General features: G+C 58.3%; 10 protein-coding genes and 1 tRNA gene. 6 read left to right on the plus strand and 5 right to left on the minus strand.

Annotation, left to right across the window (positions count from 1 at the left end):
* Positions 1–94: 94 nt before the first annotated feature.
* Positions 95–688 carry a TM2 domain-containing protein gene (locus ACGG9J_RS07480; protein ID WP_390134998.1) on the minus strand — a complete coding sequence of 198 codons (594 nt, stop codon included), beginning with the start codon at positions 686–688 and terminating at the stop codon, positions 95–97.
* A gap of 428 nt (positions 689–1,116) precedes the next feature.
* On the opposite strand from ACGG9J_RS07480, the gene ACGG9J_RS07485 reads away from it, so the two are divergent.
* Together ACGG9J_RS07485 and ACGG9J_RS07490 are read left to right on the plus strand one after the other, a co-directional pair.
* Positions 1,117–2,655 carry a hypothetical protein gene (locus ACGG9J_RS07485; RefSeq protein WP_390135000.1) on the plus strand — a complete coding sequence of 513 codons (1,539 nt, stop codon included), beginning with the start codon at positions 1,117–1,119 and terminating at the stop codon, positions 2,653–2,655.
* Positions 2,609–3,319 carry an NUDIX domain-containing protein gene (locus ACGG9J_RS07490; protein WP_390135002.1) on the plus strand — a complete coding sequence of 237 codons (711 nt, stop codon included), beginning with the start codon at positions 2,609–2,611 and terminating at the stop codon, positions 3,317–3,319. The genes ACGG9J_RS07485 and ACGG9J_RS07490 overlap by 47 nt, the downstream gene beginning before the upstream one ends.
* 214 nt (positions 3,320–3,533) lie before the next feature.
* On the opposite strand, the gene ACGG9J_RS07495 is transcribed toward ACGG9J_RS07490, so the two are convergent.
* A tRNA-Arg gene (locus ACGG9J_RS07495) sits at positions 3,534–3,610 on the minus strand.
* Between the two features lie 45 nt (positions 3,611–3,655).
* A complete protein-coding gene (locus ACGG9J_RS07500; protein ID WP_390135004.1) occupies positions 3,656–5,551 on the minus strand; it encodes a 1-deoxy-D-xylulose-5-phosphate synthase in 1,896 nt (631 codons plus the stop codon).
* Positions 5,552–5,731: 180 nt separating this feature from the next.
* On the opposite strand from ACGG9J_RS07500, the gene purE reads away from it, so the two are divergent.
* The 3 genes from purE (at position 5,732) to ACGG9J_RS07515 (ending at position 7,901) form a co-directional block, all read left to right on the plus strand.
* Entirely contained in the window at positions 5,732–6,238 is a 507-nt protein-coding gene (gene purE, locus ACGG9J_RS07505; RefSeq protein ID WP_390135006.1) for a 5-(carboxyamino)imidazole ribonucleotide mutase, read from the plus strand.
* Positions 6,222–7,388, plus strand: coding sequence for a 5-(carboxyamino)imidazole ribonucleotide synthase (purK, locus tag ACGG9J_RS07510; protein WP_390135008.1), 1,167 nt, complete (start codon positions 6,222–6,224; stop codon positions 7,386–7,388). The genes purE and purK overlap by 17 nt, the downstream gene beginning before the upstream one ends.
* Before the next feature lie 69 nt (positions 7,389–7,457).
* Positions 7,458–7,901, plus strand: coding sequence for a Fur family transcriptional regulator (locus ACGG9J_RS07515; RefSeq protein WP_390135010.1), 444 nt, complete (start codon positions 7,458–7,460; stop codon positions 7,899–7,901).
* On the opposite strand, the gene ACGG9J_RS07520 is transcribed toward ACGG9J_RS07515, so the two are convergent.
* Both ACGG9J_RS07520 and ACGG9J_RS07525 read right to left on the minus strand, forming a co-directional pair.
* Entirely contained in the window at positions 7,873–10,482 is a 2,610-nt protein-coding gene (locus ACGG9J_RS07520) for a bifunctional lysylphosphatidylglycerol flippase/synthetase MprF (RefSeq protein ID WP_390135012.1), read from the minus strand. The two genes, ACGG9J_RS07515 and ACGG9J_RS07520, sit on opposite strands and share 29 nt — an antisense overlap.
* A gap of 33 nt (positions 10,483–10,515) precedes the next feature.
* Entirely contained in the window at positions 10,516–11,901 is a 1,386-nt protein-coding gene (locus ACGG9J_RS07525) for an alpha/beta hydrolase (RefSeq protein WP_390135014.1), read from the minus strand.
* Positions 11,902–12,115: 214 nt separating this feature from the next.
* On the opposite strand from ACGG9J_RS07525, the gene ACGG9J_RS07530 reads away from it, so the two are divergent.
* Positions 12,116–13,036, plus strand: coding sequence for a metal ABC transporter solute-binding protein, Zn/Mn family (locus ACGG9J_RS07530; RefSeq protein ID WP_390135016.1), 921 nt, complete (start codon positions 12,116–12,118; stop codon positions 13,034–13,036).
* Positions 13,037–13,158 lie beyond the last annotated feature (122 nt).

Genomic DNA, 13,158 nt, shown 5'->3' on the forward strand with positions numbered 1-13,158 from the left:
ATCTTTCGTCCTTGGCCGGAGAAGGTTAGAGATGCAAAAGCATTCAAGGGAACCTCAGACAGGCAAGGCCGCTGTGGGCTGGATCCGTGCGCTTTCAATCCTGCAGCTGGAGTCCCTTGCCATCCATATGGTAGGGCGAGCCTGGATGTGAGCCAAGAATCTGTGCGCCTTCTACGATGGCCCAGATCGAAGAGATGAGAGGGCCGATAAAGAGGACGAAAATGGTGATCAGCAGCTGGGCGACCCCTCGCCCGGTCTTGCCCAGATAAAAGTTGTGTATGCCGAAGCCGCCTAGGAAGAAAGCCAGGATGGCTGCCGTGACCTTCGACTTGTTCGACATGCCCGGTCCGCTGACATACTGGGTTTGGAGCTGCCAAGGTTGAACCTGGGTCGGTTCGCTGCTGCCGTTGGATTGTGGCATATACGCGGTTTGGTCGTAGGGATTCTGTGATCCTCCTGGGGCGTTCGAAGTCCGCCAGGACGGATCTGCGTTAGGATACCCATTGGCTGCTTCAGAGGGATTTCCCTGCTGTGAAGCAGGCCCGTAGCTGTAGCTGGACGATTGTTGGCCGTATCCGCTGTAGCCGGAGTAATTCCCGCTTGCCTGAGCCGGGTCTTGGTTGTCCCCTGTTTGATGGTCTATTGGTTGATTCCAATCGTTCATGGCTGCCTTTCCTGTGGACCTCATTGCCGGAATACACCATTATATCGCCAGGAGGGCTTGGTTCCCCGGGAACGCTTGGCATTGAGACCAGTTCAGATAAGTCGCGACAGAGGCAGAGTAAAAGAATTCGTCGCCCATCGATCCTTGCCTGGCATAAGTGACGTCAGATAATTCTGAGAGCGCACGCAAACAGACAATGACAGGTTTGGTTAACGCAATGTATAGACCAAAATTCATCCAACCGCCGACTTTGATAGGTGCATCAAGACGGAGCTTGTGCCAAATGAGGTCTTCCTCGAAGAGAACAAAAGCATGAGAAATATTGCCAGAGCAGATGCAGGTCGGTCCCCTTGAAATGCGCGATTGGATGATTCATCTGCTTGGCAGCAGTTATCGATTTAGAACGAGATCATGCTCAATGAACCGGTAAGAAGGAGGTCTAGCATATAGACATGAGCCAGAGCGTGCGTGCGGATGCCATAATGCTGACCAATTTCGATTCGGAGGAACAGCTGAACGATTGGAATAGGGTCAGGGATCGGTGCAAGTGCGATCAAAAGTGCGTTCAAAAGGTGGATTGGCGGTTCTGGTCAGGTGATCTTGGGGGGCTGAGCAACTGCGAGAGAACCATCCAGCAACATCCGGAGTTTCTTGAACGATTTGCCGGCATTCTCAGAACCGCATTTCTGTATAGTCCCCATGTGCTTGTGACTGATGCAGAGCTCTTCGATGGCATCTATTTTCTGGCATTCGGTCCTGATGTCGTTTTTGATCTTCTGGGGCAGAGCGGTTATGAGAAGCCTTTTCTCACCGTATCTGGCAGACAGCCGACCTTGGAGCAATGCCTGCTGCGATTCACCACAGAGCCCTGCGATACGCAGCATCGACTTTCAACTGGGGAAGAGAGGGGCAGCCTGCCGGATATAGGTACGCTGTGTCCGCTGGAATATCAGGTTTTACAGAAGACGATCACCCCTGAAGAAAGTCAACGATTCGCTCCACAGGCCAGGGCCGTCTTAGGTAAGCATGCAAGGGAGCATTGGTCGATAGCTGAGAATATCGCTTGCTTGTACTATGCGTATTGCCATGATGATCCGTCTGACGGCTCCTGTCGAATGCTTGCTCAGCGCTGGCAGGAATGGATTGACGCGGAGCGGAAAGGTCTCATCAGGTATAAGGCACAGGATTCTCTGAGCGAGCTGAATTCTGAAAACTCTCGTAATTTTGATGATGCCTTTCTACCCGTTGTCAGTGAAAACGCCGATTGTCTGCGAACTTGGTGTTCAACATCCCGGGCGAACGAGACAGAAAAAACCACCTTTCTGGAGGTGTTGGACAAGATCAGCCATGAACCGAGGAGGTCCAAGGCTTTTGCGCTTATCAGGCAGTCCGCCTTGCCTGTAGGCACGGTTGGGTGCAATAGAACCATGGAATGCGATCAGCAAACGCTGGTGGATTGGTACCAATTCGTCTACCGCTTAGCCATGGCGGATTACCTAGACTGCTGCCTTATGGCCGTGCAAAGCGAGCCGAATTCGTATGAGCGTTATGCAGGCCGAACAGGTGGGCGCTCATTGATGCTGTCAGGCCAAGTCACGGAATTATTGGGACAGATGCCTTCCGTCTGCTTTGCGGAGTTCTGTTATCAGTCAAGAAACGCGATACAGCAGTGGCGCCAGTGTAGGCTGGACGCTCCTGCCTCTGCGCAGCATCGGTATATTCGCAACATCGCTTATTGTGTGCAAAAGTCGGCATCACAGTTGGATCGGGGGCGAGACAACTCAAAAATCATTAAGCAGTTTATTGCAACTCTGATCATTGCCTCAATATCTGTTATCTGTGACAAGGTTATTTTTTCAGGCTCGATGTCCATAATCCTGATATTGATTGCGGCCTGGTTCATTGAGGTTTTTCCCGAGTTGCTGACAATGATGGAGTGGATATATGACCAGCATTCGGCAACACAAACCATGGTATTCGCTCAACGGTAAAGCATGTTTGAGCATACCGAAATCATCGATCAAGAAGGTGGCTGTGAAAGATGCAGATGAGCAGGGGCGCGTGGGCCCTTTACAGGAAATAAGGCGTCGCAAGGTCTTCGAGGAAGCTGGGGGTGCCGATTTCACCGTGACTGCGGTCGATGTCAAGGTAAAAGAAACGGGTGCTGGCATGACCTTGCATGTGGCATCCGTCAAACAGAGTCGACCAGGCGTCGTCTGCGTGACGGTCATGCAACAAGGGGGAGAGGACTTTTACCTGATTGCTCGCCATTGGCGGGTTGCCGTTCAAGACTGGCTGTGGGAATTTCCGCGAGGCATGGGGGAGCAAGATGAAGATCCTCAGGCTACAGCCATTCGCGAACTGCGTGAAGAGACAGGATTGCGGGCTCAGCCTGACGCCGTCCGTCAGCTGCATAGGCTTCATGCCGATGCCGGAGTGCTCCAAGACGACGTGCGGGTGATGGAAATAAGGCTTGATGACGTTTCGTCTATTTCCAAAGCCGATAACGGCCGCCACGACAGTGATTGGGAACTGGAGGATCTGCAATGGCTGCGGTCAGATGATATAACCAACATGATTCGTGACGGGCGGATTATTGATGGGCCTACCATAGCTGCATTCTCAATAAGGGAGATTGATAAGCTCAGCCGGTGAGTTTTTGTGTGATCTGCATATTTTCGGTCTTTTGCGCAAAGTTCGGACTGCTCACGCGTCTGATATTGCAAATTGCCGACCATGAACAAACCAGTGTCGGTAGTCGTCAACTGTTGAGAGTCTCTTGCTCATTATTCCGACTCGTGCATTATTTTGGGGGATTTGAGCTCAACTTAACTCCCTGCTGCGAGAAGATAAGCAGGGAGAACACAGTTGGTGACCCCGGAGAGATTCGAACTCTCGACCTACAGATTAGAAGTCAGTTGCTCTATCCAGCTGAGCTACGGGGCCAAACCCTTTCATTGTACCCGCCAGGGGTCCACCGGCGGGTCAGATCTATGAAGCCTGGTCGACTAGGGCATCAGATATCGCTCGAGTCATTGCAGGAACGGTCATGCCATATTTTTCCAACAGGGTGGCTTGGGGAACCCGGTCGTTGAACTCCTTGGCCGCTCCGAAGGACAGCGTGCGGACCTGAGAAGGCCCGTAGTAGGCTGCCACGGCCTGTCCCCAGCCGCCGTCCAGTTGACCGTCTTCGATAGTGGCCACCAGAGAGTGGGTGCTGGCCAGGGCATCCAAGGTATGCTCGTCCAAGCGGTCATAGCGATGAGGATCCACCAGTGTGGGCTTCAGCCCCATGGACATCTCCAAGGAAACAGCAAGGTCACGGCCAAGTGGCAGGGCGTCGCCGAGAGCCAGCAGGGCTACTGTCCTGCCCTCTTGCAGGATGCGATAGCGATTCCAGGGAGCAGCGTCCGATCCGCATTCAGCATCGGTCTTCGAAGGGTCTGAAGATCGCGCTATAGGCTTGCCTGCCCGTTCTGTCGCCAGCGTGCGCTCGCCGGGCACCCTGATGACCGTCGGCTGCCGAGCCGGGCCAGTGGCCCAGGCCAGCATGTCCAGAAACTCGGCCCCGCTGGTCGGAGCCAGGCAGGTCAGCCTGGGGATGCCTCGCATCATGACCATGTCGGCCGTACCTGAATGCGTGGCATCGGTTTTGGCAACGCCTGTAGAGAAAACCAGCAGGGTCACTGCGCTGCCATTCAAGGCCATCTCCTGTTCGATCTGGTCGTAGGCCCTCTGGAAGAAAGTAGCCGAGGTGGCCACCACGGGAGTGCCTCCGGCCTTGGCGATGCCTGCGGCATAAGCTATTGCGTGGGATTCAGCGATGCCCACGTCCCGGTAGTGGCTTCCGGCCCGCTGTCGGAAGTCGGGATCGATGCCGTTTGACAGCGGCGTGGCGGGGGAGATTACTACCAGGCCTGGCTCCTGCGGGAATCTGGCCTCGAGGGCCTGCATGGCCATTCTTCCATAGGTCTTTCGTGAATTGGGCAGGCGATTCAGAGAGTCCAAGCCGTCCTGCCAGTGGTTGGCCTCCACCGGGCCTTCAGCGGGCAAATCAGGCAGGGAAGTCATATGCGCTGTTTGTCCATCGCTCTGAGATATGGAAGACGGGCCGATCTGCCCCTGACTGCCCTGCCCTAATCCCAGGCCCTTGCGGGTGTGGATATGGACCACTACCGGATGGTCGGTGTCCTTGACCTGACGGAAGGCCCCGATCAGGTCCTTGATCTGGTTGCCCTCCTCCACGTAGCGGTAGTCCAGTCCAAGGGAGCGGAAGGGATTGTCTGAGCTGCGTCCCCCGCTGGCACGCAGGGCCGCCAGACTCTTGTACAGTCCTCCATGGTTTTCAGCGATGGACATCTCGTTGTCGTTGACCACGATGATCAGGTTGCCTCCCTGTTCGGCAGCCCAGTCCAGCCCCTCGAAGGCCGGTCCGCTGCTCAGGGAGCCGTCGCCGATGAAAGCGATGATGTTGGCCTTGCCGCCGGTTGCATCCCGCTGTGCAGCCATCCCGCAGGCCAGGCCGATGGAGGTGCCGGTATGCCCCAGCATGAAATCGTCGTAAGGGCTCTCCTTAGGCGAGGTGAATCCGGACAAATCCTCCCGAGGGTCAGGGTCCGTGTAGGCCCGGCGCCGACCGGTCAGGATCTTGTGGGTGTAAGCCTGATGGGAGACGTCGAAGATCAGATGATCATGAGGCATATTGAAGACGCGGTGCAGGGCAATAATGGGTTCGATGGTGGCCAGGTTGGAGCCCAGGTGGCCGCCGTGGCGTCGACAGAAGCGGATCAGCAGCTGACGGATCTCGTCGGCCAGACGATTCAGCTCTTCCAAGGAGAGAACCTTCAGATCCTGCGGGGAGTCGATGCTGTCCAGAAGCTTGCCCATAGCCCTCCTGTCTGTTTTCTGTGATGCAATCCAATGATTCTAGGCCCGGAGCAGCGGTTTGGAGCTGCTGAGAGCCTGATGTTCACCAGGCCCGGCCCTTACATCCATAGGACCGTCACGATTGGGCGGCTTCTCCCCGGTCTTGCGTAGTATCGAATGTGCATGAACATTGGAGGGCCGATGGCTGACAATACACATGAAGGGGCACGCGTCGCAGTGATCATGGGATCATCAAGCGACTGGGAGACGATGAAGGAATCCTGTCGGATGCTGGACCGGTTTGCCATCGTCTACACCAAGGAGGTCATCTCCGCCCATCGCACACCTGGGCGCATGGCGGAGTTCGCAAATCAGGCCCGGAGCCGGGGCATAGGGGTCATCATCGCCGGGGCCGGGGGAGCAGCCCATCTGCCTGGTATGGTGGCGGCCCAGACCACGCTGCCGGTCATCGGGGTGCCTGTGCAATCCCATGCCTTGAGTGGAGTTGATTCACTTCTGTCCATCGTCCAAATGCCTGCTGGTATTCCGGTGGCGACTACCGCTATAGGAGCATCAGGGGCCACCAACGCCGGTCTGCTGGCGGCTTCGATTCTGTCCATCAATGATCCAAGACTGGCTCAGGCACTGGATGACTACCGTGCCGAGCTGGCCCGATCCGTGGAGGCTTCCAATGCCAAGCTTGTCTGAGGAGACCAAGGGGAAAATCGATCACCTGGAGCCGGGGTCCGTCATCGGGATCGTGGGCGGCGGCCAGCTGGGACGGATGATGGCGCTGAGCGCCCGCTACCATGGATTCCGCATCGGTGTGCTGGATCCCACTACCGATGCTCCTGCGGCCCAGGTGGCCGATTTTCAGGAGACAGCCGACTATGGTGATCTCGATGCTCTCAAGCGGCTTGCTGAACGCAGCGATGTGCTCACCTACGAATTCGAGAATGTGGATGCCGACGCACTGGACCAGGTGAGGGGTCGCGTGGCCATCCCTCAGGGGACCGACCTGCTCAGGGTCACCCAGGATCGGGTCCATGAGAAGACCTTCATCAACCGCCATGGCATAGATACAGCTCCTTGGAGGCAGGTCGACAGTCTTGATCAGCTGGACGCAGCCCTGCAAGAGCTGGGGATGCCCGCTGTGCTCAAGACGCGAACCGGCGGCTATGACGGCCACGGCCAGGCGGTCCTGCGCACGAATGAGGATCTTCGAGCCCTGAAGACACGGATGAAAGGCCGGGATTTTCCGCCCTCTGTTCTGGAGGGGTTCGTGGACTTCGCCTTCGAGGCCTCGATACTGGTCTCGGGCAACGGGAAGGATTATGTCACCTTCCCCATGGTGCGCAATGAACACCGTCACAACATCCTGCACATGACTCTGGCGCCCGCCAAAGTCGAGCCTGCGATGGCCGACCGGGCGCGTGACATGGCTCTGACTCTCGCCGACGGCTTCAAACTGGCCGGAACCTTGGCCCTTGAGCTCTTTGTCATGCCCGATGGTGGTCTGGTGGTCAATGAATTGGCTCCGCGGCCCCATAACTCAGGTCACTACACCATTGAGGCCTGCTCCATGGACCAGTTCGATGCCCATGTTCGGGGCATCGCCGGATGGCCTCTGTCCAATCCTCGCCTGCTCAGCCCCGCGGTCATGGTCAACGTTCTGGGCCAGCATGTGGCCCCGGTCAGAAGGCTGCTGGGCGAGCACCCCGAGTGGTTCCTGCATGATTACGGCAAGGCCGAGGTGCGCACCGACCGCAAGATGGGGCATCTGACGGTGCTGACCGACAATCCTGAGAGAACCGCCCGGGAACTAGATGCCACAGGTTGCTGGTCCGACCTGGACTGAACCGAATCCTTACATCTGTATCGGCAATCCGGATGTAGGCTTGGGGGAGCCCAAGGAGTGTGTCTAATCATGAACGCTGACTCATCCGTCGGTCGCCGGACGCGGCAGAAGAACGCCATCTGGAGGGTTCTTCAGGCCCAGAACGACTTCGTCTCAGCCAAGGAGCTGCACAGGCTTCTTTGCGATGAGGGCCAGCGAATCGGTTTGGCCACAGTCTATCGTCAGCTGGGCTCCCTGCATATGTCCGGCAGTCTGGACTGCATTGAGCATGGAGGCATCCGTCTCTACCGGGTCTGCCTGGCCCAGCGAAAACACCATCATCATCTGGTCTGCGAGCGCTGCGGCAGGACCGTGGAGATCAGCCCGCCGGACGATGGCTGGCTGAAGGCCGTGGCGGCTGAACATGGCTTTACAGTCTCCTCGCATACCTTGGAGGTCTATGGCCTGTGCAGCAGCTGTCGTAACCGATCCGATCAGGCGGGCGTCAGCGATCCTCCCGGCCCTTGGGCATGATGGTCTTGATGGCGTCCCAGGCCTGTGAAGCCTTCAGATTAGGAAGATAGGCCTGGACTACGGCCAGTCCGATCTGTGCCAGCTGAGCCGGGTCGGGATAGCAGATATAGACGGGGTGCTCACTGGGCTGGAACTTCTTCTTGAAGAAGAAGAGCGAGCTGAAGCCATAGGCCGGTTCCATCAGATCGGCCACCAGATGCAGGGCATGTTGCAAGAAGGCAGTCCGATCTTCGCTCTGATCATCTTGGCTATCTTCATTGCTGTCCATGCCGGCCAGCGGGGCGGCCGATAGGCTCATGAATTCCGCCGTGCCCTGGTCGCGCAGCCGTTCGGCCATGCGCGCTATCAGGAACTCCATGATTCCGTTTGGGCTGTCGGTCCTGTGCCGCATGAAGTCCAAGGTCCAGCCGATCACCTGGCCCTGGCGGTAGGTGGGCATCCAACTGGTCACGGCCAACACCTTCCCCCGGTCATCCACGGCGTAGAGGATGGCCATGCGCGGGTCCCTCAGCTCATCCAGACCGCCTAGGGTGAACTTCATCTCAGGCAGCGCCTTGAGCTCGGCCCACTGCTCGGAGATGTCCACGATCTGCGATTGGACGTCCCAGGAGGCATCGTTGAATGTGGTCAGCACGTCGGTGATGTTGTCGCGCTTGGCCTTGTTGATGGCTGTACGAATGTCCTGCCACTTCTTGCCCTTGGTCTGCCAAAGACTGGGGGTTACCACCATCTCCGTGCCGACTGTAAGCGTGGACCAGCCACGAGCGGCCAGCAGATTGCGCTGAGGCTTGTGAACGCTGTAGAAGACCGGTGACCAGGAATGGGCGTTGCAGAAGCGCGTGAATTCGTCCAGATCGTCCGCATACTCGTCAGGGTCGCCGAATGGGCCGGTGGTGGTCAGGGCTATGCTGTGCAAAAGCCTGTAGGCGATTGCCGAGCGACCGCTAGGAGAGAACCAGTAGCTGTTGCCCTCCCAGGTGGTCATGAAGGACATACTCTCGCCTCCATACTCGACCAGCCTGTCGGCCTCTTGACGCTCACTGCCGTTCTGGATGACCGAGCTGCGCATCCACGAGAGCAGGACTACCAGTACCACCAACCAGAAGATCAGCCCTACTCCGTGGTTAACGATTATCCCCGTCGGGGTGCGTGGCGCCAGGGCCGGACGGAAGCGCGAGGCCACCCCATTGGGCAGGTAAAGCTCGGGCAGTTGGGATAGGGCTCTGCCGGTTGTGGGCCAGGGGTGGAAGGAGCCAGGGCTGACCGCGGTGAAGACCAGATAGCCCATGGCTGTGGCCAGGAAGGCCAGAACGATGGCTGCCCAGCCTACCTGCAGGCGTGAGGACTTGGTCCGTACCAGGAAGATGCGCAGGTTACGCGCCAAGAAATAGTTGAGAATCAGCGGCGGCAGAGTGATGATCAGCAGGGAGGGGATAGCGCCGTGACGGATGGCCCGGGGCAGGCCGTCGCCGATGGTCAGCGGAAAAACCAGGTAGTAGAGCACGGCCAGGACGATGGTCAGGCTGTTCAGGACCAGACCGGTGACAGCGGCAATCCGGCGGCCATGGTAGATGCCCCAGGCCACCACTAGCAAGACCAAGGTGGGCATGATCAAGGACGAGACGTCGGTGGGCGCTCGACCGGCGACCAGACCATACTGCGCATAGCAGCTGGCCTGGTTGTCCTTGGCCAAGCAACGGGACAGGGCGGCGCTGCCGCCTGGGTCCGAACCCAGGAACATGCCTAACGGAGTGAAGAATCCTGCACGGATTCTGGAGGAAACGGTGACCAGAGGACCAAGAGCCAGAACCGTGGAGACGGCTCCCAGTAGGTGGCGGGTCTCGTATGAGCCGCTATGGCCGTGCCGATTGGCGTCCTGGACCGGTCCGTGCCAAAGGTGACCGGTCATATGGCCGATCAGCGCCGCCGCCAGGGCACAATAATAGCCAGGGTTGCCGGTATACAAAACGATCAAGATCAGGGCCGTGTAGCCTATAGTGGCAATCCTGCGCCGCCAGAGAAAGTCGCTGAAAGGGATTGATGCCATCAGGGATCCGACCACCAGGATGATGGGGCTGAGTGTCATGGGCACTCGGATGAACCAGGCCCAATGGTCCTGGATGGCATTGATGAGGGTACAGATGACCAGCCCGACAGCCGCGCCGCCTACCGCGCTGATGACTGCGGCGAGCACGGTACGCCTGCGACCCAGTCGGGTCTCGGCGATGCACAGCATAACCAGGACCAGAGCCACATCTATGGCCAGCTGCAGGGGACCGGGGGTGATGACCAGGGATACCATCAGCCGTGCGAACTGGAACAGAAGCGAGGGACGCCCCTGGCCATGAACGGGATGTGGCGCCTGGTGGATGATCAGGTCGGACAGGGGCAGGCCCAGTCGTGTCCTGCCGGGGATTCGCAGCAGCCAGATCAGCAGCCAGCTGATCAGATTGAGCAGGACCAGTACGAGGCTGAAAGCCAGTGCAAAGGCGTGGCGTTTGGCCCAATGGGCCAAGTCTGTCAGAAGGACAGTCTTGGCTGAAGGCTCCATCAGTCCGGATCCTTTATTCGTTGTCTGCATGATTGAGGCGGCTCTTTCTGCTCGTAAATTCGGCTAGTCTGACCTGTCGGCAGTTGAACCGATCTGTGCTTCAACAATATTCGGAAAATCTTGGATCTGCCGGGACATGGGTCCCAATCCCATGGCTTCGCCTAGCCATTCCAGTCCGGGTTGCCAAGCGGTCTTGACCGTGTGCCAGTCATGGCCCGATCCTTGGGTGACAACGGCTTTTACGCTCATGCCTGCCTGGTCGGCGGCCTTGGCAATGACCATCATATTGTGTTGTGACTCTTTGTCGTTGGCCCCGGCGGCAGTGAACAGACGCTGATTTGATGGAGCCCGCTCAAGGATGGCTCTGGCTGGGATCTGGCCTAGGAAGCGTTTTCGGTCGCCGTCGAAGTAGTCGTGGATCATCTGGTCCTGTCCACCTTGGGTCGGTTCTAGCTCCCCGTCGGCTGGGAGCATGTTCCCATATACGTCGGGATGCCGCGCGCCCAGCTGAGTGGAGCAGGTTCCCCCTTGGGAAAATCCGCCGATGGCCCAGAGTCGAGGCTGACTGGCGACGGGAAGGTTGGCGCGGATCCAGACAGGCACATCACGACTCAAATAGGTTTCGGCTTTTCCATAGACGGGGGAGTCCACGCACAGGCTGTTATGGAATGAGGATCCGTTCTGGTCGGGGGAGACCACCACTGGAGCCAAGCCATCGTGTTGGGCGGCGTAAGCATCCATCATGGCCGGGATGGATCCGGCAGTAAAGAGCCGATCGGGGCTGCCGGGCTGACCAGCCAGGAGGACGAAGACAGGCAGGGCTGGAGGTTTTTCACTCAGTGCGGCGGGCGGCAGATAGATATCGGCCGGACGAGCCAAAAACTGTGAGCGGTCATTGGAGATGCGCACGCTGTAGGAGCGGCCGGTGCGCGGATAGGACGGCAGGTCGCCTCGGGAGGCCCGAGACCGCCATTGGGCCACGCTCATGGCCGGTCTTGCTACAGGACGGCTCCCGTAGTCAGGGTAGAGGGTGACGTTGAACAGGGATCCTAGGGTGGTGAATTCCCCGTAGATGATATCGACTCGCAGCCCGGTGGACAACAGGCAGAGCAGGACACTCAGGGTTGCCAGGAACCGGCGCCATCCACGTGCAGTGATCAGGACGCAGATGGCAAACCCGGTAGCTAGGAAGCACAGGGCCACAGTGATGATGACCATCCAGCCCAAAGATACCCCAAAGAGCATGAAGACATCGGAGACCAGCCAGGCGGCCAGCAGTCCCAACGCGCCAATGCCCACGGCTATGGCCACTTGCCGCAGCAGGGTCCGCCAGCGTCCATGGGTCAGCCCGGTCAGCACCAGCAAGGCCAGGGCTAGGGCCGTCAGGGTGAACAGTGTCGCAGGAAGCCATCCCTGGGTCAAATGGACCTTTGCCAGCCATGTACCCATGCAATTCCTTCCAGCCAAAACGTATCCGCAGTTCAGTATAGGGAGTATCTAGGCGGTTGACTGCCATTTGTACAGGCTTACCTTCTTGCTGGGCTGCATCCATACATTCTGGCCAATGATTGACTTATGGTAAATTTATTGATAATCAATCTCAGTAATGCTCGTGAGGCTTATCGAACGGCCGCACGTCGTCGTCAGGAAGGAACTCCAACCCATGCATGCCCGCAGACCATGCCTTCGCCGAATCCGTAGCTTGGCCGCAGCCCTTTTGGTCGGACTGACCCTGCTGACTTCTCTGACAGGCTGCGGAAAGAGCGATGCGTCCCCGTCCGCTGCCAGATCCGGTCCTCTGCAGGTGGTGACCAGCATCAACCAGTGGCAGTCTCTGGCCGTGGACCTGGGTGGAGATCAGGCCCGGGTGGATACCATTCTGAGCAACACCTCTACTGATGCCCACGACTATGAGCCGACAACGGCCGACATCGCCCGGATCAGCCGTGCCGATCTGGTCATAGTCAACGGCGCAGGCATTGACGACTGGGCGGCCAAGGCCGCTGAAACCGGGCAGGCCCGGCTTGTGGACATATCCAAGGCATCGGGGCGCAAGGCAGGCGACAACCCCCATCTCTGGTTCTCCTCCCAGGGCAGGAGAGCAGCCGCCAAGGCCGTGCATGAGGCATACAGGCAGTTGCGCCCTGACCGAACGGCCGACTTCGACAGGGCTTACCAGGACTGGCAAGGTCGACAGGCCCGTCTGGACGATCTGATTGCCAAAGCCCGCAAGCAGACCCAGGGACGGCACTACGCGGCCACGGAATCGGCTGCCTACTATCTTTGTCATGACCTGGGTATGGAGGATCTGACCCCCGAGGGGTACCTACAGGCGACCGCCAATGAAAGCGAGCCCTCTCCTGAGGACCTGGTGGCCTTCCGTCAACTGCTGGCATCCGGGCAGTTGGACATGCTGGTGCTCAACGTTCAGGAAGTCAATCGAACCTCCAAGGAGCTGGCCATTGAGGCACGCAAGGCCCATGTACCGGTCTTCGAGGTCAGTGAGCAGCGCCCGGAAAGGTACCGAAACCTGGAGGATTGGATCAGCGCCTTGGTCCATCGGGTGCCGGGCGCCAGGGTCTGATGGATCTGTTCGCGCTTCATGTTCGCTAAGGGATGTTTTCATGGGGCTTGTCGTCCTTGATGGGAACAATGGCACAGGTATCGGTTACGGCCCATGGGGCCCAGTCGCCAAAGTCAGGAGTA

Origin of the sequence: Bifidobacterium apicola (genome assembly GCF_042846865.1) — a bacterium.
GTDB lineage: Bacteria > Actinomycetota > Actinomycetes > Actinomycetales > Bifidobacteriaceae > Bombiscardovia > Bombiscardovia apicola.

What these genes read in the sequence shown, in the direction of transcription:
- ACGG9J_RS07480 (WP_390134998.1), bottom strand. Translation starts at nt 688, where the DNA reads ATGAGGTCCACAGGAAAGGCAGCCATGAACGATTGGAATCAACCAATA.
- ACGG9J_RS07485 (WP_390135000.1), top strand. Translation starts at nt 1,117, where the DNA reads ATGAGCCAGAGCGTGCGTGCGGATGCCATAATGCTGACCAATTTCGAT.
- ACGG9J_RS07490 (WP_390135002.1), top strand. Translation starts at nt 2,609, where the DNA reads ATGACCAGCATTCGGCAACACAAACCATGGTATTCGCTCAACGGTAAA.
- ACGG9J_RS07500 (WP_390135004.1), bottom strand. Translation starts at nt 5,551, where the DNA reads ATGGGCAAGCTTCTGGACAGCATCGACTCCCCGCAGGATCTGAAGGTT.
- purE (WP_390135006.1), top strand. Translation starts at nt 5,732, where the DNA reads ATGGCTGACAATACACATGAAGGGGCACGCGTCGCAGTGATCATGGGA.
- purK (WP_390135008.1), top strand. Translation starts at nt 6,222, where the DNA reads ATGCCAAGCTTGTCTGAGGAGACCAAGGGGAAAATCGATCACCTGGAG.
- ACGG9J_RS07515 (WP_390135010.1), top strand. Translation starts at nt 7,458, where the DNA reads ATGAACGCTGACTCATCCGTCGGTCGCCGGACGCGGCAGAAGAACGCC.
- ACGG9J_RS07520 (WP_390135012.1), bottom strand. Translation starts at nt 10,482, where the DNA reads ATGCAGACAACGAATAAAGGATCCGGACTGATGGAGCCTTCAGCCAAG.
- ACGG9J_RS07525 (WP_390135014.1), bottom strand. Translation starts at nt 11,901, where the DNA reads ATGGGTACATGGCTGGCAAAGGTCCATTTGACCCAGGGATGGCTTCCT.
- ACGG9J_RS07530 (WP_390135016.1), top strand. Translation starts at nt 12,116, where the DNA reads ATGCATGCCCGCAGACCATGCCTTCGCCGAATCCGTAGCTTGGCCGCA.